We start from the raw sequence: 22,344 nt of genomic DNA, 5'->3' as shown, positions 1-22,344 counted from the left end.
CGCGCGTGCCTTGGAGCGCCCGCGTCGCAAACGCGGGTTGGGGCGCGGAGCGGGGGTTGGAGTGAGCGTGCGCGCGATGCCACAGGCAGCCAAGCAGCTACAGCACAACACACACGCATCGCCCGCAGCGCTTGCATGCTCCCCATCATGGCACGCGCTCACTAACCACCATCTGCGCTGCTCTCAACACAACGCCGACCAACACCACGCTGAGCGCGCGCTCAGTCGTCCAGCTTGGTCAGCAGGTAATTCGGCTCGCCGATCCGCGCCACCAGATCCAGCTGGGTTTCCAGCCAGTCGATGTGCTCTTCTTCCGACTCCAGGATGTCCACCAGCAACTGGCGGCTCACGTAGTCGTTGACGGTTTCGGCATACGCCACCGCTTCGCGCAACACGGCGACCGCTTCGCGCTCCAGCGTCAAGTCGCAGCGGAACATTTCGGTCGGGTTTTCGCCGATGCGCAGCTTGCCGAGCGCCTGAAAATTAGGCAGCCCTTCGAGAAACAGAATGCGGTCGGACAACTTGTCCGCATGCTTCATCTCGTCGATGGATTCTTTGTACTCATGCTCGGCCAGTTCTTTCAGGCCCCAGTTTTTCAGCATCTTGGCATGCAGAAAGTACTGGTTGATCGCAGTGAGTTCGTTGTAGAGCACCTTGTTGAGGTACTCGATGACTTTGGTATCGCCCTTCATGCGATGTCTCCGAGACAGTGAGCCGGCCGCACTCTAACGCGTTGGCGCGGCGCATGAAGGAACGCGAATCGTGATCAGTTGCGTGATGCCGACCGGGCGGCTACGAATCCACGCATGCCGCATGGAAAGCAACTGGGGGACGCGGGAGAGCCTGTCGACTAAGCGTGCACCGCGTGATACAGCATTTGCATGCCAACCGCTGATTGAGTCGCCAACGCAGCCAGATCCGCGTCACATGCTGGAAGCGACCGAAGCGCGCCCCACACCACTCAGGCAGCGCTTGCCAGACCCAGCAACGGAAGCGGCAGCGCGCGGGTCGCGTGCGCCTGCCTCAACAGGTCGGCCGCCATGTCCAGGCACGAGCCGCAATTGGATCCGCACCCGGTGCGCATGGTCAACTCGGCAAGGCTGGCGCAGCCGTTCTCGGCCGCTTCGCGGATCTGGTGGTCGGTGACCCCATTACAGATGCAGACGTACACGGTATCGGTCGGGTGCTGGCGATCCGGAGAGGACCGGTGCTGATTGCACCGCAAACGAGAATAGGTGTCAATTCCAAACGTTAATCATTATTAATCCGCACCTGCCGAGGCCCGCCACGCTTGCGTGGACGCTTGCGCGGACTGTCGTGACCGGCCGCGCTGCTACCGGGCAACCAGGCTTCCAGCGCACGCTCGGGCATCACACCGACCGCCGCAGGGCCTGCCAGCGTCTGCGCAAGCGGCGCCAAATGCCGCAGCGCACGCGCATAGACGCCACGCTTGAAGATCACCACGTGCTCAACCGGGTACCAGAAGTCCACCCAGCGCCAATGGTCGAACTCGGGGGTATCGGTGTGGTCGAGCTTGAGATGGGATTCGTCGCCAGTGAACTGCAGCAGGAACCACACCTGCTTCTGGCCGATACACACCTGTCGCTCATTGCGGCGCACCGCCCGGCTCGGCAGGCGATAGCGTAGCCATCCAGGCGTGGCGCCGAGCAATTCCACATGCTCGGGCAACAACCCGGTTTCTTCGCGCAACTCGCGGTACATGGCTTCAACGGGCGTCTCATCGGTGTTCATGCCACCTTGCGGGAACTGCCAGCCGTCCCTGCGCACACGTCGTGCCCAGAACACCTGACCGTCCTTCCGCATCAGCACGATGCCAACGTTTGGCCGGAAGCCGTCCGGATCGATCACGATGCGGACTCCTGAAAATCTACTGTGACCGACTCTGCCACGGCGACGCCCGGCTCACAAGCTGAAAACGAAATACTTGACAACACCCAGGCGCATCGCGAGAATTGCCGGCTCCCTAGGCTATGTAGCTCAGCCGGTTAGAGCACAGCACTCATAATGCTGGGGTCGGTGGTTCGAGTCCACCCATAGCCACCACGGTATTCAAGCCTGCACAGGCATGCGATACTCTGGGACAACATGTTTTTTATTGCCCCGTCGCCAAGCGGTAAGGCACCTGACTCTGACTCAGGCATCGGTGGTTCGAATCCATCCGGGGCAGCCAAACACAGAAGGTCCGATCGATAGATCGGGCCTTTTTTGTTGCCTGTGCCTCATGCAGATGATCCGAATCTCTGCACAGCCTTTGGCCCACTCGTGGAAGCAGCGCCCCGCATTCGGCCACTGCTTACCTCAGAACTACGCACCCCCCCAAACCTTCGACATCTCAGCGAAATAGGGCAACTGCCGCGCACCGGAGCGCCGCCTTGTCGCGCAGGAATGTCACCGACCGTTTCCCATGCGCGCACACAGACGTGGGCATACACCAGGTGACCGGCACCAACTCACGCCCCTGCCACACCAAAACACCGATCCGCGCGCCAGCCACTGACCTCGGTGCGCCGGGAGCCGCCATCAGAGCCGTCGCCCTACCGCGCACACCAACAAGGATTCCGGCCAGCACCACTGCAAAACGACAAAAGCCCGGCAATGCCGGGCTTTTGAGGCAGTCGTCCCAGCAAGCCGGGACGCAGCAAACGCGATGGATCAGCGCTTGGAGAACTGGGTCGCGCGACGGGCCTTGTGCAGACCGACCTTCTTACGCTCGACTTCACGGGCGTCGCGGGTCATGAAGCCAGCCTTGCGCAGCTCGGACTTCAGGGTTTCGTCGTACTCGACCAGCGCACGGGAGATGCCCAGACGGATCGCACCGGCCTGACCGGTGGTGCCGCCGCCGGAGGCGGTGACCAGGATGTCGAAGCTTTCCGTGTTCTTGGTCAACTCGAGCGGCTGACGCACGATCATGCGAGCCGTCTCACGGCCGAAGAACTCATCCAGCGGACGGTCGTTGACGGTGATCTTGCCGGTACCCTTGCGCAGGAACACGCGAGCGGTGGAGGACTTGCGGCGGCCAGTGCCGTAGTTTTGCGTGATAGCCATGATTAGATATCCAGAACTTGCGGCTGCTGGGCGGCGTGCGGATGCTCGGCACCCGAATACACCTTGAGCTTGCGGTACATGGTGCGGCCCAGGGGGCCCTTCGGCAACATGCCCTTGACGGCGATTTCGATCACGCGCTCCGGGTGGCGCTGCAGCGCCTGCTCCAGGCTCTCGGTCTTCAAGTTACCGATGTAGCCGGTGAAGCGGTGATACTTCTTGTCTTTCAGCTTGTTGCCCGTGACCACGATCTTTTCGGCATTGATCACCACGAGGTAATCGCCAGTATCGACGTGAGGGGTATAGATAGGCTTATGCTTACCGCGCAGGCGGCTAGCCAGTTCGGTGCAGAGACGGCCAAGCGTCTTGCCGGCGGCGTCAACGAGATACCAGTCGCGCTGGACGGTCTCGGACTTGGCGGTGAACGTAGTCATGAGGAAGCTCTTGAGTAGTCGGGCGGATTGCAGCGGCGATGACCGCTGGAACTTTGCCACGCGTTGTGAAGGCGAAACAGAAGAGGCGGGATTGTACGCGGCAGCCCGCAGCGGCGCAAGTCGCGCGTCTGTCAGGGTCAAGGCGGTTGGCAGCGGATCGGCCGGGCGCCAGAATCGACGCATGACCCAGACCTCCCCCAACCGACTGCACAGCCCGCTCGATCGGCTGCTGGTCGAAGCCCAGCGCGCGCTGGAGACCGTGTTCGGCAACCCGCCCGCCGAGCGCCCCAACCCCGCTGCCGACACCCCCGATGTCGCGCTGCAACCAGACCAGCGTCGCCATGCTGCCGGCCTGATGCGCATCAACCATGTCGGCGAAGTGTGCGCGCAAGGCCTGTACTTCGGCCAGGCTGCGGTCGCCCGCGACGCGCACACCCAGCACCATCTGCTGGAAGCCGCGCAGGAAGAAACCGACCATCTGGCCTGGTGCGCGGATCGCCTGCACGAACTGGACAGCCGCCCCAGCCTGCTCAACCCGGTCTGGTATGCCGGCAGCTACGCGCTGGGCGCCCTGGCCGGGCTGCGCGGCGACGACTGGAGCCTGGGCTTCGTGGTCGAGACCGAGCGCCAGGTAGAAGCTCACCTGGACGAACATCTCGAAACCCTGCCGGAGATCGACCAACGCAGCCGCGCGATCCTGCGCGTGATGAAGATCGACGAAGCCCGCCACGCCGACCAGGCCGAACAAGCCGGCGCCCGCATCCTCCCGCCCCCCATCCCCACCGCCATGGCTTTGGCCTCAAAGCTGATGAAGACCGTCGCTTACCGCTTCTAGGATTGGGGACTGGGAATTTCCGGTTGCCGGTTGCCGGTTGCCGGTTGCCGGTTGCCGGTTGCAGTTGGCAGTTGGCAGTTGGCAGTTGGCAGTTGGCAGTTGGCAGTTGGCAGTTGGCAAGCAGGTTCCGGCCTGCAGTGACACGCACACCGTAGAGTAAGAAACACCACTGCAACGCGGGCCGAAAGTGATTGCGAAAACGCAGCCTGCCGTCAACACAACCACTTCGAAAGCAGTGCCCACTCAGCACAACATGGCTGCGCCCAACCAGCAGCAAGAAGCAGCGACGGAGTCGAAATCCCTAGCAGCAATCGCAGCGCAAGCAGGCCATAAAGCGCAACACGCGACTCGTCGCCTGCTAAAACATCGCAGCACGCCCCGCAGCGCCCAACTGGGGCAAAGCCCCCTTTGTTAAGGGGGCGCGCTGATAAGCGCGGGGATCGGCAGCCACGGAGTCGGGGCCCAAAGATTTGCGAAGCAACCTTGGGGGTCAGGTCCGCGAAGCGTGCATGGCCACGGCCGAGGGCGCGGGGATAGGCAGCCACGGAGTCGGGGCCCAAGATTTGCGAAGCAAACCTTTGGGGGGGGCAGGCCCGCGTAGCGGGGATGACTAACCGACCAACTTCAAGCCGATCACACCGGCAACGATTAGCCCAATGCAGGCCAGACGCGACCACGATGCGCTGTCGCCAAACAAGGCGATGCCGGCAATGGTCACGCCCAGCGCACCGATACCGGTCCAGATCGCGTAGCCGGTGCCGACCGGAATGGTCTTCAGTGCCTGGGTCAAAAACCACAGGCTGATGCCGGCCAAGCTGATCGTCAGCACGGTTGGCCACAGCCGCGTAAAGCCGTCGCTGTATTTCAGACCCAGGGCGAAGCCGATTTCGAACAGGCCGGCCAGTACGAGATAAATCCAGGGCATTGCAGTACTCCTCAACAGAAAAAAACGGACAAAAAAAGCGACCCAGTGTCTGCACACTGGGCCGCCGTCGGCTGTGGAACGCGAGGTCATCGCGTGGCGGGCCGTCCCGCCTTGAGTCGTTGTCGCACCTGCACACAGGCGCGCAAGCGGTCGTTCTTTGCGATTACTCGCTCAGGTTGCGCCCGTGGAACAGTTCTTCGATCTCGCGCTTGAGTAGCGTTTCGATCTTCATGCGCTCCTTGAACGACAGGTTCTTGGCACGCTCTTCGAACAGGTACTGATCGAGATCGAAATCCTTCAGGTGCATCTTCGTGTGGAAGATATTTTCCTGATAGACGTTGACGTCGAACATCTCGTAACGCGACTTCACATTCTTGGCGAGAAAGTGCTGGATCGAGTTGATCTTGTGATCGATGTAGTGCTTTTTACCCTTCACGTCACGCGTAAAGCCGCGCACGCGGTAGTCCATGATCACGATGTCCGATTCCAGGCTCTCGATCAGGTAGTTCAGCGCCTTCAGCGGCGAGATGACGCCACAGGTGGCAACGTCGATGTCGGCGCGGAACGTGGCGATGCCTTCCTGCGGATGCGTCTCCGGGTATGTGTGAACAGTGATATGGCTCTTGTCCATATGAGCAACCACAGCGTCGGAGATGAGCTCCTTGCCGGCCTGCTTCTTGTCGATCACCGGCTCTTCGGAAATCAGGATCGTTACCGATGCGCCCTGCGGATCGTAGTCCTGACGTGCGATATTGAGGATGTTGGCGCCAATGATCTCGGCCACATCGGTCAGGATCTGCGTCAGACGATCGGCGTCGTACTGCTCATCGATGTACTCGATGTAGCGCTGACGCTCCTCTTCAGTACGCGCGTAACAGACGTCGTAGATGTTGAAGCTCAACGCCTTGGTGAGGTTGTTGAACCCCTGTAGCCTCAGGCGAGGCAACGGCTTGACCACGTCGGTCTGTCCTTATGGAAGGCGGGAAAGGAAACAATTATGAGCCAAAGATCCCAGCAACGAAATGCCGATGTTAAGAATGGTTTACCTTGCATGACTCATGCCGTTAAGCTTCAGGAATTACACGCGGAACTACCATGAGCCCAGGAAACACGACGGTTGTCACTACGACGGTACGTAACGCTTCCCCTTCGCTGGCGCTGGACGCAGGCACCATTGAGCGTTTTCTTGCGCACAGCCACCGCAGGCGCTATCCGACCCGGACCGATGTGTTCCGGCCAGGAGACCCGGCCGGCACCCTCTACTACGTCATCAGCGGCTCGGTAAGCATCATTGCCGAGGAAGATGACGATCGTGAGTTGGTGCTGGGCTACTTCGGTAACGGCGAGTTCGTTGGCGAGATGGGGTTGTTCATCGAATCCGATACGCGCGAGGTGATCCTGCGCACCCGCACCCAGTGCGAGTTGGCGGAGATCAGCTACGAGCGCCTGCAGCAGCTGTTTCAGACCAGTTTGTCGCCGGATGCCCCCCGTATCCTTTACGCGCTGGGCGTTCAGCTTTCAAAACGGCTGCTCGACACCACAAGGAAAGCCAGCCGCCTGGCGTTCCTGGATGTGACCGACCGCATCGTGCGCACCTTGCACGATCTGTCCAAGGAGCCGGAAGCGATGAGCCATCCGCAGGGCACGCAGCTGCGTGTCTCGCGACAGGAGCTGGCACGCCTGGTCGGTTGCTCGCGCGAGATGGCCGGACGTGTGCTCAAGAAGCTGCAGGCCGATGGCCTGCTGCATGCACGCGGCAAGACTGTCGTGTTGTACGGCACGCGCTAAGTGCACGATGCAGCCAGTGTCCAGTGCACTGGCTGCATGCCGAGACGGCAGAATTTAGGCAATGTTGCTGTGTTCTTGGGCTCGCTTGGCGCGCCGCAATAGTGCAGTTTTGCGCGATACCTCTTATACGAGTGTTTTCACCCGATCAGACCGCACGGTCTGCATCGCGACTGCATCACAGTCCTGACGATCCGTTGCTTGCAGCGATCTCATGTGCGTGCCGCCTATCTCACTTGCGAGGCGGGCGGCCGGTAGCTGGACTGGGCGATGTCTTTGTCAGTTCCACACAATCCGCCACATAGAGGCTTGCGCCTGTCTCAGAGCGCCTTGCCACCACGGTCGCGGCAACCCCAGTTGAGGATCGGCGTGCCGGCGGGCAGCACCTGGCGGAACAGGTCTTCGCGATTGGCCTTGGGATTGACCACCACCGGCGCGCGTGCAGCCTTCAACAACGGCAAATCTGCGGTGCTGTCCGAATACGCGATGGCGATGTCCGCGTAGCCGCGTTCGCGCAGCATGCGCATCTTTTCTTCGTTGTGGCAGTGACGCCGCGCAGTGACCGCGCCCAGCCGTGGCCCGACCAGGCTGCCGATGACCGGCACGTCCTGATGGGCGACGAACCCGAGAATCGCGCGCGCAAGCTCGGGCGGCGCGCCGGTGGCGACCACCACGCGATCGCCGGCGGCACGGTGGTCGGTGAAGACTTTCAATGCATGCGGAAGCAGACGCTGCCGGATCTGCGCTTCATGCTTGAGCACGTAAGCATCGATGAAGCGATTGAACTCGCGCGTGCGGTGCAGGCCGAACGTGGCGATCCAGACGTAGCCGGACACCCCGCGGCGGCGGGTGGGCAGCATCGCCACCATGGGTCCGAGAATCGGCGAGGCCAATATCGCGACCAGCAGACGTAACGGATTGCGCTTGATCAACCAGGCAAACAGATGGCTGCCGGAATCGCCGTCGTACAAGGTGTGGTCGAAGTCGAAGACCACCAACGGCGCATCGTCGCGCGGTGCGGGAAACGACTCAGTCATGCGCGAAGAATAGCTGACGCAGCGACTCGCCGGGTTCGGGCGCGCGCATGAAGGTCTCGCCGACCAGAAACGCGTTCACACCATGGCCGCGCATCAGCTGAACATCGGCATGGGTGACGATGCCGCTTTCGGTGACCAGGATGCGGTCGCGCGGCACCGCGGCGCGCATGTCCAGCGTGGTTTGCAGCGACACCTCGAAGGTGCGCAGATTGCGATTGTTGATGCCGATCAGCGGCACCGGCACCTGCACCGCGCGCTCGAGCTCGTCGATGTCGTGCACTTCCACCAGCACGTCCAGACCCAGTTGCATCGCCAATCCGGACAGATCGACCAGCTGCGCGTCTTCCAGCGCCGAGACGATCAACAGAATGCAGTCGGCACCCAAAACGCGCGCTTCGTAGACCTGATAGGGGTCGACGGTGAAATCCTTGCGCAAGACCGGCAGCGTGCAGGCGTCGCGCGCCTGGCGCAGGTAGGCATCGGCGCCCTGGAAGAAATCCACGTCGGTCAGCACCGACAGGCAACTGGCGCCGCCGAATTCGTAGCTGACCGCAATGTCGGCGGGGTGGAAATCGGGGCGAATCACGCCCTTGGACGGGCTGGCCTTCTTTACTTCGGCGATCACGGCCGGGTCGCCGGCAGCGATGCTGGCCTGCATGGCCGCGGCGAAACCGCGCGTGAGCGGCAGGTCTGCGCTGCGCGCGATCAGCTCGGCCAGCGGCACGCGCGCACTGCGCTCGGCGACTTCGTCGGCCTTGCGGGCAAGGATGGTGTTGAGAATATCGCTCATTGTATCGGGTCCTGGCGGGCGGGCATTATCGGTCAAGACGGCCGCAATGGGCCGCAGCTGCACGCCAACCTGCGCAGCATGCCTGCGGAAGGGTGAAGATGCCGCCGCATGATTGCCGAAGCATTGCAGCGCCAGGCATGGTCAGTGCGATGCGCCGACCTGGCGCGTAAAGGCGACATACGCATCCAGTTTGGCGCGCGCCGAGCCATCCGCCAGTACGGCGCGGGCGCGCACGATGCCTTCGGCGATGCTGTCGGCAACGCCGGCGACGTACAGCGCAGCGCCAGCGTTGAGCGCAACGATATCCAGCGCCGGGCCGGGCACGTTCTCCAGCACCTGCAGCAGCATCGCGCGCGACTCGGCGGCATCGGCCACCTTGAGGTTGCGGCTGGCTGACATGGCAATGCCGAAATCTTCCGGATGCACTTCGTATTCGCGCACCTGGCCGTCGCGCAGTTCGCCAACCAGGGTACCGGCACCGAGCGAGAGTTCGTCCATGCCGTCGCGCCCCCACACCACCAAGGCGCGTTCGGCGCCCAACTCTTGCAACACGCGCGCCTGGATGCCGACCAGATCCGGATGGAACACGCCCATCAGGATGTTGGGCGAACCGGCCGGATTGGTCAGCGGGCCCAGGATGTTGAAGATGGTGCGCACGCCCATTTCGCGACGCACCGGCGCCACCACCTTCATGGCCGGGTGATGCACCGGCGCATACATGAAACCGATGCCGATCTGCGCCAGCGATGCAGCAACCTGCTCGGGCTGCAATTCGATCACCGCGCCGAGGGCTTCCAACGCATCGGCGCTGCCGGATTTGGATGAAACGCTGCGGTTGCCGTGCTTGGCCACCCTGGCACCGCCGGCGGCGGCCACGAACATCGCGCAGGTAGAGATATTGAACGTATGCGACCCATCGCCGCCGGTGCCGACGATGTCGACCATATGCTGGCGATCGCTCACCCCCACGCGGCGCGAAAATTCGCGCATGACGGTAGCGGCGCCGGCAATCTCGCCGATGGTTTCCTTTTTGACCCGCAGCCCGGTGAGGATGGCGGCGACCATCATGTCGGAGACTTCGCCGCGCATGATCTGCCGCATCAATTCGACCATTTCGTCATGGAAGATTTCGCGATGTTCGATGGTGCGCTGCAGGGCTTCTTGGGGCGTGATGGGCATGGGAACGGCCATAGACAGAAGGAAAACGGCTGCAAGCGAGGGCCTGCAGTGTGTCGCGCAGGGATCACTGCGCAGGGCTGCTACAGGCAGCCAGGTGCGCAGGACCGAATCGATGCGGTCAGTCGGTCATTGGCCGGGCCGACGCATCTGGAAGCGCGCCTGCGGCTGCACTTCGAAATAATCGGCCGGGCCACCGGCACGCAAAATGGTCTGCACCTTGGCCGGGTCGTAGACGCCGTTATCGAGCGCGGCGTGCGCAAGATGCACGCCCACCACTTCGCCAAGCACCAGCCAGGTTTCTACGGCCTGACCGCTTGCACTATGCAGCTGCACCAGTTGACTCAACCGACATTCGAAACTGACCGGGCTTGCCGCCACACGCGGCGCATCGATCAAACGCGACGGCGCCATCTGCAAGCCGGCAAGCGCGAACTCGTCGACGTCCGACGGCACCATCGCCGCGCTCGCGTTCATTGCTTCGGCGAGCGGGCGCGTGGCCAGATTCCAGGTGAACTGACCGGTCGCTTCGATATTGCGCAAGCTGTCCTTGCGGCCGATGCTGGCAAACCCGACGATCGGCGGGGTGTAGTTGAAGGCGTTGAAGAAGCTATACGGCGCCAGATTGGCGATGCCCTCGGCGCTGCGCGAGCCGATCCAGCCGATCGGGCGCGGACCGACGATGGCATTGAACGGGTCGTGTGGCAGCCCGTGGCCGTGCGCCGGTTCGTAGAAGTGCATGCTGTCGTTGGACGTGTTCATCGTGAAGCGACCTTGGCGAATTGTGCAGCGTGCAGGCCTTGCTCAGCGGCGGCTTCGCTATCTGTGTGCTGCAGCGAAGCCGTCAGCAATCCACTGCGTATTGCGCGGAAGGCACGCGTGCCGGCGCAGTAGTGCCACGCGGATGCATCGCTGCCCAGACAAGCTGCACCGCCAGCGGCAACAGGTGTAGCGCCCATCGCGATCACCGCTCCAGAAAGTTTTTCAGCAGGGCATGACCGTGCTGGGTCAGGATCGACTCGGGATGGAATTGCACGCCTTCCACCGGGAACTGACGGTGGCGCAGGCCCATGATCTCTTCCACCGAGCCATCCGGATTCTCGGTCCAGGCGGTGACTTCCAGCGCATCCGGCAGGGTGGTCTTGTCCACCACCAGCGAGTGATAGCGCGTGGCCTGGTAACTGTCCGGCAGGCCGGCGAACACCCCCTTGCCCTCATGGCGGATCGGCGAGGTCTTGCCATGCATGATGTTGCCGGCGCGGATCACATCGCCGCCATACACCTGGCCGATACTCTGGTGACCCAGGCACACACCAAGGATGGGCGTGGTCTGGCCGAGCTGCTCGATCAATTGCAACGAGATACCGGCCTCGTTGGGCGTACATGGGCCGGGCGAGATCACGATGCGCTCGGGCTTGAGCGCGGCGATCTGATCGACGCTCATCGCATCGTTGCGCACCACCGTGACCTCGGCGCCCAGTGCCTGCAGGTACTGCACGAGGTTGTAGGTGAAGCTGTCGTAGTTGTCGAGCATCAGTAACATGTCAGGCCTATCTTCTTGTTTTTAAACGGGACATCGCCCGAAACCGTCCATTGATACCCGCCCTGACACCCTCAAACCTGTGTGACACCCAAGCGACTGGGAAGCGAGCAACACCAAAGCATATCTTCGCACGGGCTCGCTGCTGCGTTCCCGGGCAATTCGCTTCCCCGCGCACAGGTGAGTCCCAGCCACGCGCCTAGGGCGGCACGCAGTCGGCTGATACGCCGACGCAGACCAGATCGTCACTCAAGCGCCGTCTGACGCCCGCCTCCTAGTGCACCGCCCTGCTTCGTGAAACCACCAAGTCGCAGGGCGGCGCTGGGGCGACACAAGGTGTCAGGCCACCAATGCGAGCGCTGGTTTTCCATTGATGCTGCGTGAGCTGCTCTCAACACTCTCCACCAATGCGGTTGCTTGATCCTCGAGTGCACGGGCGGACGATGCCATGGTGTCAACAAGCACTGAATTCTGCTGCGTCGCTGCGTCCATCTGGGCAATGGTTTGATTGATCTGCTCGATCCCGGCACGTTGCTCGTGGCCGCATCAGCCGCCTGGACCTTCGCCAGGTCACGCTCCTGGTGGGCGACACACAAGCGCTCTGCCATCTTCTTGAGAAGCAGGGCGGGACCGTTGCTCGGCCACTGCGCGGCGCCCCCTTCAACATGGCTTCAATCGCCTTGGTCAACGCCTCGACCTTGTGACCGTCGGAGAAAAACATGGCGACCTCTGCCGTTTGGTTAGGAGCTGGCGCTAAAGGCAGTGATCGGTATTTCTTGAGGCCAGAATTAGGCAAGGGCGATGAGGCTGCCGTGCTGTTCAGGCAAACCACCAACTTCCGTGTAACGCGTCGCTGTCACGCCATCAGCGAACGATTGAGCGGGTCGTTCCATGGAGAAGCCTGGCCCACCAGGTGCAACGCTTGTCTTGGCTAGAAAACGCGTTGAAGCAGTCCAATCTTCCAGGCGCGCGCGGCCCTGTCCTTGGCGCTGAATCAGGCGCTGGACAAGGTCTAAGCCGACGCCACCTGCCGATCGTAGGCCGGATGATCACCGCCTCCACACAGATCGATCTCGCTCGCCTGGCACAGGGCCACACCCCGGACAGCAAGCCACAGACGCGGCAACCGCCGCTGCCGGCGCGGTGCTCGACACCGTTCGCCAGCGCGTGCAATGGGCTGTGCAGCAATTGGCTTATCTCGCCGAAGAACGCACACGACGGTGTCTTCGGGTAGGCGAAGACACGCCCGACAGCAGACACATTCCATCCGCACAACGACTGACATATTCCATTGGGGATTGATCATTTCGCAATTGAAGCGTCGCGCGTCTCCGGCTTGATGGCATTTTCGAGTCACTGACGACGATGACGCATGCCACACAAGGTGGCCATGAAGGCCAGGGCACGCCTGAGCACTTCGATTGCACGCCGAGGAATTCGCACTGTCTTTGCCCGGACCGTTGATGACGGCACGTGCGCCAGACCGTGTCTGCGTGCCGCACGTGGAGAGCGTTGTCGTGTCGATCGACGCGTCGCCCGGCCACCAGCGACCCTAGCGCTGCAATCGAGGCTGGCACCGGCATGCGTCCATCGAACGATGCGCCGGCTGTCAACGCCGCACGTCAGCAGCCCTGCAACCCGGGTGGCAGCACGCTGCCTTCCCCACCACAGCGAGGACATGCCGTGACGAAGATCCCTTCAGCCAGTACTTCCCAGTCAGCGCGATCGACAAATGCAGAGTTTGTGATCGAAATGCCGCAGCTACAGCAGCGCAACCAGACGCCACACCAGCGGCAGACCCTGCACTGTCGGGCCTGGCGCGCAGACCATCCGGACGACGCGGCAACTCGGAGCGCAACACAGGATCTGGCAGCGCTGCCGACAGAAACCAGCACACTGGTGAGAGCCCGCTGCTGCATGCCGCAGACGCGTCGATCCTGCACGACGAAGAGAGCACCAGCGAGCACTTCCACAGCACCAGGAACTTCCTGGAACCGTCTGATACGCCTCCAATCCTTCACGAACAACCGGCCCCGCCGGTGCACACATCTGCAACGACCACCGCACCTGAGGCAGCAGCCAGCGCAAACACAAGCACAAGCACAACAACCGAGCGTCTGGGTGCGCTGGCTGCATCGATCGGAACCGGTGCAGCGCGTGGCGTACGCACCGTCCTCGGACCGACCGCCGCCGCAGTGGCGGCTGCAGCACGCGGCGTACTACCGATCAGTGTCGACAAGCAATACCTGGGCGCTGCGCTGGGGCATCTGGTGCATCAGGCCAGCTCGGTGGGACCGACCACCTTCGCGCGTGAGTTGCTGGGCGAAGGGTTGTTTGCCGCTCTTCGTCAGCTTCCGCCCGAAGCGGTCGTCGCCATACAGGCAGTCTCCGGCACGCTGCAGATGGCGTTGCATACGCTGCGAAGCAATCGCGAGAACCGCAATCCCGACGCGGCTGCACGAGGCTTCCACAATCTCAGTCTCGAACAGTGGGATGCATTGTCCGACGACGAACGCAATCACAAGAAAGCCGAGCAGCAACATTACTCGGATTTGGTCACCCGGCTCGCGCTGGGCGGCATCCTGAGCAACATCGCCGTGGGTGCGGCCGGCAAGTCAGCGGGCCAACCGGAGATGGCGGCCAGGCTGCTGGCCACCGATCTGAAGATCGCCGCGTATGCCGCAGCGCGCGACACCATCCAGGCAACATTCAAGATGGTGGGAATGCGCGACCCGAACCGCTCCAATGGCGGCATCAGCGATCCGCATATTACCAGCGCCGGCAGGTTTTACGGCATGGCCAACGTCCTGACCAATCTGGCATCGAACGAGCTGGCATCGCCGGACTTTGCAGCGGCCCGGCAGCGCTGGGCCGGCCTGAACTCGCCTTTCACCCAAGGAGAGGCGACCAGCGTCATCCTTCGTCAATCGGCGGTGACCACGGCCTTGAATGTCGGCCTGGAGACGCTGGACTGGATCAACGCCACCCAACACGAAGCCGACGAAGCAGATCTGGGAACCCGAGTGGAAGGGCAAGCGCGAGGATTATGAGCGGGTCATGGATCATTCGGTCGCACGCACGGCCGCCATCAATTCCAATATCGCGCTTGGTACCGCCATCAACATGATCGGCGCGTGGCTCGGGTTGTCGCCCACACGCAGAGGGTTGCTCTCCAATACGGTGTCCGGCGTGGTCGCCGGCATGCAATACAAGACCATCGGCGCCACCTGGCAAGCCGATGCCGCCGTTCGCGCAGCCGAGGCATCTCGCTCGCAAGTGGAGTAAGCACAGCGATCAAACCACCGCACCCACCACCAGGCGGGTGCGGCTGGCATGATGACCTGTGCTGCACCACACGCGCTACCACGGTCGCAGCAGCATTACTCGGCAACCACGCCGCGCTTGGTCAGAATCGCGTGGATGGCATGCGCATATTTATCGCGCTCGGCGGGCGTTTCGGAGTGATAGGCGCCCACGGCGGCCCAGGTATTCCCATATTTATTGGTCATCTCACGCAGCCGCCAGGCGGCAACATACACGCTGACGCACGGCTGCATTAACGTGTCCCTGGAGATGCCGTAACTGGAAAGGCGCCGCAGATGGATCGAATTGATCTGCATCTTTCCATAATCGATCGTGCCGTTGTTGTTGCGATGGATCGCGTCGGCACGGCCACGTGATTCCTGCCATGCAATGGCACGCAGCACCCATGGATTGACATGTTGATAGCCGGCGGCTTCTTCAAAACAGTCTGCGCGTGCGAGCGGGGCGGCGCACAGCAACGCCGCCGCAATCAACACGCGTCGCCTAGGGGCGACGGCATGCCTGGGCTGGAGAGCGCACCATCGCGCGCCTACGCGTATGTTTCTCGAGAGCGCGGCCCAACACAGTTGACGCCAGACATCCGTGCCGTGCACAGACGCACACGTGGTCGGCGTATCGGTCTCTTTCATGTCTGTCACCTGATCGTCATTCATTCCAGCAACGTAGCGGAGTGGACGCACACCCGGTTGGCCCGACGCTCCGCTCGATCGTGACACCATAACGGTGCTGTACATACGCATGCACACGCTGGACGAAGCGTCTATGACGTAAACGAAATCACAACACACATCGTTGCAAAACAGCATTTTTCCTGCATTTTCCGTGTGTTTACCGCAATCAGGTTCGCAAGCAAAAGCGCGCCTTCGTGTCCTGGCAGATGCATCGCCGTTGCCTCTTCTACTTTGCATTCGGGGACAGTGCAGTGTCCCCGTTGCGATCTTACCGTTGCAGCTTTCCGGCAATCCGCGATTTATCCAGTTCAACCACATGAGACGGGAATCACCATGGCCTCATCTATCGGAAACAACTTTTCGAATTTCAGCAACCTGCAGACGATGGGCATCGGGCCTCAGCAACACGAGAACTCCAGTCAGCAATCGCCTTCGGCTGACTCCGAGCAACAGCTGGATCAGTTGCTCGCCATGTTCATCATGATGATGCTGCAACAGAGCCAGGGCAGTGATGCCAATCAGGAGTCTGGTAACGAACAACCGCAGAACGGTAAACAGGACGGTCTGAGTCCGTTGACGCAGATGCTGATGCAGATCGTGATGCAGCTGATGCAGAACCAAGGCGGCGCCGGCATGGGCGGCGGCGGTTCTGTTAATAGCAGCCTGGGCGGCAACAGTTTGGGTGGCGGTTTCAACGCCAACCTGTCAAGCATCACCGGCCAAGCCTGATTGGCAATGCGTGCAGGCTGCCGCGCCACGCGGCAGTCTGCACGTTGTCACAGCATCGGCTGCGCCCCGCAGCGTTGCTCAGGGCGAGACGATATGTGGGGTCAGCAAGAACAAACGCTGCAGCCGCGAGCCGCTCTTTTGGCGATGCTTGAACAGGTTGCCGACCAGTGGGATCTTGGACAGCCCGGGGACCTTGTTCAGATCGGTCTGATCGGTATCCTGGGCATACCCGGCGATCAGCAGGCTCTGACCCTCGTTGACGAACGCCTGGGTGGTGATCTCGCTGGAGGTGATGACGGGAATGCCATCGACGGTATTGGCGCCCAACTGCCCGTCTTCGATACGCACATCCAGGCGCATCTGTCCGCTTGGCGACCCCGGCACCACACTCGGCAATACGCGTAGCGACACACCTGCAGACAGGTTGTAGAGGTCTGCGGATGCGTAACCACTGACACGCACGAATGCCTGTTGCTTGTGATCCATCACCGCTTCCACATTGTCCAGCGTCGCCACCTGCGGGGTGGACACGATCTTGGCCTTGTTGGTCTGCTCAAGCGCCGAGACGCGCGTCATCAGGTAACGCCCTGCATCGCCAAGGACAGCGGTCAACGTCCCGCCCAACAGCGCGGTTGCACCCGCTGCTGCTACACCGCTCAAGCTGCCATCGTAGCCAAGCTGGCCACCCCGCCCGTCGCCGGTCTGCACATCCACACGTCGGCTGTGGAACCGCCAGTCCACGCCGAGATCCTGCATGGCACCGTCGCGGATCTCGATGATGGTGGCATCAATCTGCAGCAGCTTGGGGCGGTTGTCGAGCTGCTGGATCAACGTGCCATAGGCGGCCATGCGCTCGGGGCGGTCGCGAATGAGAATGGCGTTGGTGCGTGGGTCGGCTTCGATTACCGGCGCGTCGGACGCCAGCTCGCCGCCGCTGCCTGCATCCACCGCCAGTGGCCCATCGCGGCGGGCGTGGCTCATTTCTGGCCAGACACTGGCCGGCGCATTGGTGCCACTGCCCGGCAACGGCGGGCTGACCGGCACCCGCTCGGACGGCGAGCCACCGCCAAACCACGACGCAGGCAATCCGAGAATGCCGCTCCCACTCCCACCACTCGGGCTCTGCGCAGCGGGGCCGAAGGTATTGGACGAATTGTGGCCGATCGGTTGTACCCGCCCGAAAGCCGCGCCCGGCCCGGGTAGCACCGCCCCAGGTGCACCACGCGCGCCGTAAATGCCGCGTAACAGGCTAGCCATGCCCGGCACCTGGACGTCCTGCCCGCCGATGCGGGTGCTGTGATCGGCCGCCTGCGCATAATGCAGCTGAAACACCTGCACCTCGGTGGAGTCGCGTTGGCGGGCGATCTGCTCGACCTGCTTGGCGATCGCGATGACGGTATCCACATAGCCTGGCGGGCCGGACACTACCGCAACATGCGCTGCTTCGTCGTAACGGACCGGAAAGCGCGGATCGTCCAGCCGCATGCGCGCAAGCGCATCGCGCAGCGCACTCGTCGATGCAGCACCCAGACTCAAGGTCGCATTCTTGGTTTCGTTCGCGCCCCATATTCTGAGCACTGCGCCATCGTAGTACCAGACGAAACCGAACGTCCCCGATAGATCGTCAAGGAATTTTTGCGGGCTGGCTTCGAACTTGCCACTGAGCGTGCCGGTCACTTCCGGTGAGATCCAGGTGGTGATGGATTGGCTGGCGGACAGGTCGCGCAGCACCTCCTTGAGATCCTTGCGGTCGGCTACGTATTTCAAGGTGCGTGAATGCCACGGCACCTGCGCAGCGTTGGCATGCGGCGGTAGCAGCGGTAGCAAGCCGAGCAGCAGTGCAGCGACCAACGGCGCGCGTAGGTGGCGGTGAACTGGAGGACAGGCATATGCCATGGCGTTCCCTCTGCGAGGCAAGTGAAAGAAGTCTATAGGGAGGCGCCTGGCAAACAGGCGCCGGCAGGGGATTGCGTACCCCCTGCAGACAGGCTGCGGACAGGGCGTCCGGCCATACATGGCAGGCACGTGTGGTTAGTGTAGGTAGCGCACGGCGCTCGATGTCTCAACAATGATCAATTCGATGCCCCCCCTTTGTCGCCAATGTTCGCGGCATCGTGCAACTGCTGCTGGAAGTGGAGGAAGCCGAGTGAGTCACCGGATTGCGCAATGAACACGCTGGTCAACAATGCGAGCAACAGCAGCGCCAGTACCCCTCGGATCGGTTGACTCAGATTCGAAGGTTCCAGCTTGTCGGCGGCGCGCGCTACAAAGCCGATGGCCAGATCCACCAGCACCAGCACCAACATCAAGGGGGCGGCCAACTTGACGATTGCGACCATCATGTCGTCGGTCTGCTGGATGACGAAGGACTCGGCGACCGCTCCCATGTCCGGGGTGAGCTGGCTCAGCGGCCACCAGCGAAACGATTCGAACAGCGCACTGAGCAGCATCAGCATGCCGCCCAGCGCGTAGAAGGACACGATCGCCAACTGCATCAACACGGTCGAGACCGGCGTGCTCTGCTCACCGCTCAGCGGGTTGGTCATCTGCACGTTGTTGTAGCCGGACACATCGTCAATCAGCAGGCCCACACTCTCGGCAACCCAGAACACCGTGGATGCGGCAAATCCGATCAACAGGCCGATGAAGGCTTCCTTGAACACCAGCCCCACCAGGCCGGTCGCTTCAATCCTCGCCAGCGCATCGGCCGGTTGTCCATAAGCGATAAACGAACTCAGCACATAGATCACGCCGTTGCGCGCCATGCCGGGAACACTGTCCTGCGCGGTTGCAGGTAGCACGAAGAGCATCACGAACACGCGCACCCCGCATAGCGCCAGCAACGTCAGCAGCGACACGCCCTGGGATGACAGCGCCAGCAACGCATTGGCGGTGTCGTTCATTGCACCGCTCCACGTGCGGCACGATGCAGACGCAGCCCGATCAACGCTTCGATCGCATCTTCTTCCTCGGCCGCTTCGCGTTGGACTTGCAAGGCATGCTGCGCGCTGGCGGCTTTTTCCGCATACACCTGCGCCTGCGCCTGCAGCCTGCTCACCATCTGTTGCACCGTTGCGACCTCGTCGCGTGCACTCTGCACCGTCTGCGTCGCTGCGACCAGCGCCTTCTCTGCGGCGAGGCAGCGCTCCTCCAGCACTGCACGGAAGCGCTGGTGCTGCAGGAACGTATCGATGCCGATCGGCTTACCCGCGCCGGCCTTGTTGGCCAGCATGGCATCGAGCGCGGACAGATTCACGATGCAGGCGTTCGCCTCCTGACCGCAACTGGCGTGCTCACGGTCGCACTGCTCCAGCGCACGCCTGCAGTCGCTCAGGCGCTCCTGCATCCGCTCGTGACGACGCGTCTTCAGCTGCTCCAACGTCGCCCAGATGCTGGCACGCTCACGCATCATCGATCACGCCGGCAAGCTGTTCCAGCGTGGTGTCATAGTCGCTGAGCTGATCGATGGGCTGGCTGAGAAAGTCGCGAATCGCATCGATCCTGGCAATCGCCTCGTCGGCGACCGCATCGCTACCCTGGCGGTATTCGCCGACCTGCAATAAGGTCTCAACCTCGTTGTATTTGGCCAGCAGGCGCCGCAGCTGGCCGGCATTCTGGCGTTGCTCGGCAGACACGATCTGGCTCATCACCCGGCTCAAGCTGCCCAGCACATCGATGGCCGGATACTGGTTCTTGGCAGCGATCTCGCGCGAGAGAATCAGATGGCCATCCAGGATGCTGCGCACTTCCTCGGCGATCGGATCGCTACCGGTGTCGTCCTCGGCCAGCACAGTGTAGAACGCGGTAATCGAGCCGGTCTCGCCCATGCCAGCACGTTCGAGCAGGCGCGGCAACTCGGCAAACACCGATGGCGGGAAGCCGCGACGAGCGGGGGGCTCGCCGGCGGCCAGACCTATCTCGCGTTGTGCGCGCGCAAAGCGCGTCAGCGAGTCCATAATCAGCAGAACGCGCATGCCCAAATCGCGAAAATATTCGGCGATGGCGGTGCCGACATATGCGGCCTTGGCGCGCTCGATGGAGGAGCGGTCGGAGGTCGCGCACACCACCACGCTGCGTGCCAGGCCATCTTCTCCAAGAATCATCTCGATGAATTCGCGTACCTCGCGTCCGCGCTCGCCGATCAACACGATGACGTTGACGTCGCACTGAGTGCCGCGCGCAAACATTCCCATCAAGGTGCTCTTGCCGACACCGGCTGCGGCAAAAATGCCCATGCGCTGGCCTTCGCCCAGCGTCATCAGGCCATCTACGATACGCACACCTGTCGGCATCGGCTGTTCGATCAGGCGTCGGCGCATCGGGTCCGGCGCCTGTGCCTGGATCTGCACCCAGTCCTCGCCTGCGACTGGGCCCAGGCCGTCCGCCGGCTCGCCAAGGCCGTCGAGCACCCGTCCCAGCAGCGCCGGCCCGACCGGCACCGCGAGTGGGCGCCCCAACCCGATGACACGCGTCTCACGCGACAACCCCAGCAGGTCACCAAACGGCGCCAGCAAAGCCAGATTACGGCTGAAGCCCACCACCTCGGCGCGCTGCAATAACATGCCATCGCGCTGGCGCAACTCGCACACTTCGCCCAGGCTGACCTGCACCCCGGCGACCTTGAGCATGGTGCCGATCACCTCGACCACCTTGCCGTAGCGACGACCGAAGACCAGTGCCGCCAATTCGCGATCGAGCGTCGCCTCCAGCACCGGCATTTCAGTCGTCATCCGACACCGCCTGCGGCGCGGCCAGGACCCGACGGATCACGCACTGGATGCTGCGTAGCTGATCGCGCAGATTGGTCTCGAACACGCCGGTATCCCATTCGCACACGCAGGCGCCCAGGGCCACACTCGGGTCACCGCATAGTTCCACCGACATGCTCCAGCCTGCGGCAGCCGCGGCCGTATCGAAGGCGCGCCGGGCGTCGTCCAGCGCATCGGGATGCACGCTCACCCGCAGGGCTTTCGCCTCATCCAGGGCGCCGTCCAGTGCGTGTGCAGCGCGCGCGTACAGCGCAGCGGGATCGTGCCCGTGGAGAACCTGTTCGCAGGCTTGGGCGACGATCTCGGCTAGGCGCGCGCGCGCGCGCCGTGCGGCGTCTTCGGCCGCGAAGGCCTGCCGCACGCCGCGCTCGTTCCACTCATCGAGCCGACGGCGCAGCCCGGCGGCATAACCCAGGCGTGCGCTGCGCTCGGCTTTCTTGTGGGCGTCCTGGAGGATCCCCTCGGCCTGCTGTTGGGCCGCGTCGATCAGCGCCTCTGCACGCGTCTGGGCGTCCTTCAATGTCTGCGCGCAACGCGCGTGTACCTGCGCAGTCGCCGCGTCCAGCTCAAGCACGCAGGCCAGCGCCTCGCGCTGGATGACGTCGCAGTCCAGGCCGACCGCCTCCGGTGTAGACCTCAGCCACAAACGCATAGCAACTCCGGCAACAAGGTGGGAAGCGCCCGCATGAACGCACTGCTCGCGCCATCTGCCGCGATGGACGCCACGTGGGCAGCGCCCAACGGTAAGGACAGCGACACCATCCTGGCGATGCAGGAGTCGGGCCAGGCGCCGTCGGCCTCCATTCGACGCCAGCCATCGCCAACCCATGCCGCTTGGTCGGCATCGTTCGGCAACAGCGGCTCTGTCATGCCGGTGACTGCGCGATGGCGTACATGGTCAAGCACTGTCGGTCCCACCCGCTGCTCGAACCAGGTCAAGCGCTCGCGTTCGATGCAGCGGCGCAGCGCCACTGCGCGCGAGAACAACGCGCGGCTCATCAATACCTTGGCGAGCAGATCGGGCGCGAGCGCGACCAGCCGATTGGCCAGCGGATCCAGCGTGGAGACCTGCATGCTCGAGCATCCCGACCAGGCTTGGATCACGCGCACACGACGCTGGGCAGGCGCGCGTTCCCAGCCCAATGCTGCGATCGGGCCCAGCCAGTGGGCCACCCGGTCTGTATCCAGCGATTGCGCCAGGGCGGACACGGCCGTCGTCCATCGTTGGAGCCGCAGTGCCGTGTTGTTGATGCGTGCATTGTCCAT

Annotated in this window: 22 protein-coding genes, 2 tRNA genes and 1 pseudogene; 6 read left to right on the top strand and 19 right to left on the bottom strand. The window is 62.7% G+C overall.

Annotation, left to right across the window (positions count from 1 at the left end):
• Nucleotides 1-221: 221 nt before the first annotated feature.
• From bfr to ACZZ0O_RS08595, 3 genes are all read right to left on the bottom strand, one after another.
• The gene (gene bfr, locus ACZZ0O_RS08605; RefSeq protein WP_055853222.1) at nucleotides 222-692 is read right to left on the bottom strand and encodes a bacterioferritin; all 471 of its coding nucleotides are present in this window, start codon (nucleotides 690-692) and stop codon (nucleotides 222-224) included.
• Between the two features lie 269 nt (nucleotides 693-961).
• Nucleotides 962-1,171: a (2Fe-2S)-binding protein gene (locus ACZZ0O_RS08600; protein ID WP_115526897.1), complete on the bottom strand. Its 210-nt coding sequence runs from the start codon at nucleotides 1,169-1,171 to the stop codon at nucleotides 962-964.
• Nucleotides 1,172-1,251: 80 nt separating this feature from the next.
• Nucleotides 1,252-1,869 carry an RNA pyrophosphohydrolase gene (locus tag ACZZ0O_RS08595; RefSeq protein WP_055853227.1) on the bottom strand — a complete coding sequence of 206 codons (618 nt, stop codon included), beginning with the start codon at nucleotides 1,867-1,869 and terminating at the stop codon, nucleotides 1,252-1,254.
• A gap of 118 nt (nucleotides 1,870-1,987) precedes the next feature.
• Between ACZZ0O_RS08595 and ACZZ0O_RS08590 the strand changes: the two genes are divergently transcribed.
• A tRNA-Met gene (locus ACZZ0O_RS08590) sits at nucleotides 1,988-2,064 on the top strand.
• A 53-nt stretch (nucleotides 2,065-2,117) separates the two neighbouring features.
• Nucleotides 2,118-2,191, top strand: a tRNA-Gln gene (locus ACZZ0O_RS08585).
• Nucleotides 2,192-2,673: 482 nt separating this feature from the next.
• Here ACZZ0O_RS08585 and rpsI read toward each other — a convergent pair.
• Both rpsI and rplM read right to left on the bottom strand, forming a co-directional pair.
• A complete protein-coding gene (gene rpsI / locus ACZZ0O_RS08580) occupies nucleotides 2,674-3,066 on the bottom strand; it encodes a 30S ribosomal protein S9 (protein ID WP_055853228.1) in 393 nt (130 codons plus the stop codon).
• Nucleotides 3,067-3,068: 2 nt separating this feature from the next.
• Complete coding sequence (gene rplM, locus ACZZ0O_RS08575) at nucleotides 3,069-3,497, bottom strand: 50S ribosomal protein L13 (RefSeq protein ID WP_006451009.1); 429 nt, start codon at nucleotides 3,495-3,497, stop codon at nucleotides 3,069-3,071.
• 181 nt (nucleotides 3,498-3,678) lie between these two features.
• Here rplM and coq7 point away from each other — a divergent pair, with 181 nt between their 5' ends.
• The gene (gene coq7, locus ACZZ0O_RS08570) at nucleotides 3,679-4,332 is read left to right on the top strand and encodes a 2-polyprenyl-3-methyl-6-methoxy-1,4-benzoquinone monooxygenase (protein WP_323522823.1); all 654 of its coding nucleotides are present in this window, start codon (nucleotides 3,679-3,681) and stop codon (nucleotides 4,330-4,332) included.
• Between the two features lie 610 nt (nucleotides 4,333-4,942).
• Here the strand turns inward: coq7 and ACZZ0O_RS08565 are convergent.
• Together ACZZ0O_RS08565 and speD are read right to left on the bottom strand one after the other, a co-directional pair.
• A complete protein-coding gene (locus ACZZ0O_RS08565; RefSeq protein WP_055853233.1) occupies nucleotides 4,943-5,257 on the bottom strand; it encodes a DMT family transporter in 315 nt (104 codons plus the stop codon).
• A 163-nt stretch (nucleotides 5,258-5,420) separates the two neighbouring features.
• Entirely contained in the window at nucleotides 5,421-6,215 is a 795-nt protein-coding gene (gene speD, locus ACZZ0O_RS08560) for an adenosylmethionine decarboxylase (RefSeq protein ID WP_005990692.1), read from the bottom strand.
• A 137-nt stretch (nucleotides 6,216-6,352) separates the two neighbouring features.
• Here speD and crp point away from each other — a divergent pair, with 137 nt between their 5' ends.
• Complete coding sequence (crp, locus tag ACZZ0O_RS08555) at nucleotides 6,353-7,045, top strand: cAMP-activated global transcriptional regulator CRP (protein ID WP_055853235.1); 693 nt, start codon at nucleotides 6,353-6,355, stop codon at nucleotides 7,043-7,045.
• Between the two features lie 317 nt (nucleotides 7,046-7,362).
• Here crp and ACZZ0O_RS08550 read toward each other — a convergent pair whose 3' ends face one another.
• The 5 genes from ACZZ0O_RS08550 to ACZZ0O_RS08530 all read right to left on the bottom strand — a co-directional run bounded on the left by ACZZ0O_RS08550 (nucleotide 7,363) and on the right by ACZZ0O_RS08530 (nucleotide 11,588).
• Nucleotides 7,363-8,079, bottom strand: coding sequence for a haloacid dehalogenase-like hydrolase (locus ACZZ0O_RS08550; RefSeq protein ID WP_463590541.1), 717 nt, complete (start codon nucleotides 8,077-8,079; stop codon nucleotides 7,363-7,365).
• Nucleotides 8,072-8,869, bottom strand: coding sequence for an indole-3-glycerol phosphate synthase TrpC (trpC, locus tag ACZZ0O_RS08545; RefSeq protein WP_311239007.1), 798 nt, complete (start codon nucleotides 8,867-8,869; stop codon nucleotides 8,072-8,074). Before trpC ends, ACZZ0O_RS08550 begins: the two co-directional genes overlap by 8 nt.
• 141 nt (nucleotides 8,870-9,010) lie before the next feature.
• Nucleotides 9,011-10,048: an anthranilate phosphoribosyltransferase gene (gene trpD / locus ACZZ0O_RS08540; RefSeq protein WP_463590540.1), complete on the bottom strand. Its 1,038-nt coding sequence runs from the start codon at nucleotides 10,046-10,048 to the stop codon at nucleotides 9,011-9,013.
• A gap of 126 nt (nucleotides 10,049-10,174) precedes the next feature.
• Complete coding sequence (locus tag ACZZ0O_RS08535) at nucleotides 10,175-10,807, bottom strand: flavin reductase family protein (protein ID WP_463590539.1); 633 nt, start codon at nucleotides 10,805-10,807, stop codon at nucleotides 10,175-10,177.
• Nucleotides 10,808-11,009: 202 nt separating this feature from the next.
• Entirely contained in the window at nucleotides 11,010-11,588 is a 579-nt protein-coding gene (locus ACZZ0O_RS08530) for an anthranilate synthase component II (protein ID WP_055853244.1), read from the bottom strand.
• Between the two features lie 1,680 nt (nucleotides 11,589-13,268).
• Here ACZZ0O_RS08530 and ACZZ0O_RS08525 point away from each other — a divergent pair.
• Nucleotides 13,269-14,870, top strand: a pseudogene (locus tag ACZZ0O_RS08525) (hypothetical protein).
• A 95-nt stretch (nucleotides 14,871-14,965) separates the two neighbouring features.
• Here ACZZ0O_RS08525 and ACZZ0O_RS08520 read toward each other — a convergent pair.
• Complete coding sequence (locus ACZZ0O_RS08520) at nucleotides 14,966-15,538, bottom strand: lytic transglycosylase domain-containing protein (protein WP_463590538.1); 573 nt, start codon at nucleotides 15,536-15,538, stop codon at nucleotides 14,966-14,968.
• A gap of 375 nt (nucleotides 15,539-15,913) precedes the next feature.
• Here ACZZ0O_RS08520 and xopA point away from each other — a divergent pair, with 375 nt between their 5' ends.
• Nucleotides 15,914-16,309: a XopA/Hpa1 family type III secretion system protein gene (gene xopA, locus ACZZ0O_RS08515; protein ID WP_463590537.1), complete on the top strand. Its 396-nt coding sequence runs from the start codon at nucleotides 15,914-15,916 to the stop codon at nucleotides 16,307-16,309.
• 78 nt (nucleotides 16,310-16,387) lie between these two features.
• On the opposite strand, the gene sctC is transcribed toward xopA, so the two are convergent.
• From sctC to ACZZ0O_RS08485, 6 genes are all read right to left on the bottom strand, one after another.
• Entirely contained in the window at nucleotides 16,388-18,205 is a 1,818-nt protein-coding gene (sctC, locus tag ACZZ0O_RS08510) for a type III secretion system outer membrane ring subunit SctC (RefSeq protein ID WP_463590536.1), read from the bottom strand.
• Between the two features lie 176 nt (nucleotides 18,206-18,381).
• Nucleotides 18,382-19,212: a type III secretion system export apparatus subunit SctT gene (sctT, locus tag ACZZ0O_RS08505; protein WP_463590535.1), complete on the bottom strand. Its 831-nt coding sequence runs from the start codon at nucleotides 19,210-19,212 to the stop codon at nucleotides 18,382-18,384.
• Nucleotides 19,209-19,718, bottom strand: coding sequence for a type III secretion protein HrpB7 (locus tag ACZZ0O_RS08500; RefSeq protein WP_463590534.1), 510 nt, complete (start codon nucleotides 19,716-19,718; stop codon nucleotides 19,209-19,211). The genes sctT and ACZZ0O_RS08500 overlap by 4 nt, the downstream gene beginning before the upstream one ends.
• Entirely contained in the window at nucleotides 19,711-21,039 is a 1,329-nt protein-coding gene (gene sctN / locus ACZZ0O_RS08495; protein ID WP_463590533.1) for a type III secretion system ATPase SctN, read from the bottom strand. Before sctN ends, ACZZ0O_RS08500 begins: the two co-directional genes overlap by 8 nt.
• Nucleotides 21,029-21,730: a type III secretion system stator protein SctL gene (sctL, locus tag ACZZ0O_RS08490; RefSeq protein WP_463590532.1), complete on the bottom strand. Its 702-nt coding sequence runs from the start codon at nucleotides 21,728-21,730 to the stop codon at nucleotides 21,029-21,031. Before sctL ends, sctN begins: the two co-directional genes overlap by 11 nt.
• Nucleotides 21,715-22,344 (bottom strand): type III secretion protein HrpB4, encoded by a 630-nt coding sequence (locus tag ACZZ0O_RS08485; protein WP_463590531.1) that lies wholly within the window; start codon nucleotides 22,342-22,344, stop codon nucleotides 21,715-21,717. Before ACZZ0O_RS08485 ends, sctL begins: the two co-directional genes overlap by 16 nt.

This window comes from Xanthomonas sp. AC360 (assembly GCF_979258225.1).
The sequence above is the reverse complement of the archived record's forward strand: the minus strand, read 5'-3'. Positions and strand labels throughout refer to the sequence as shown.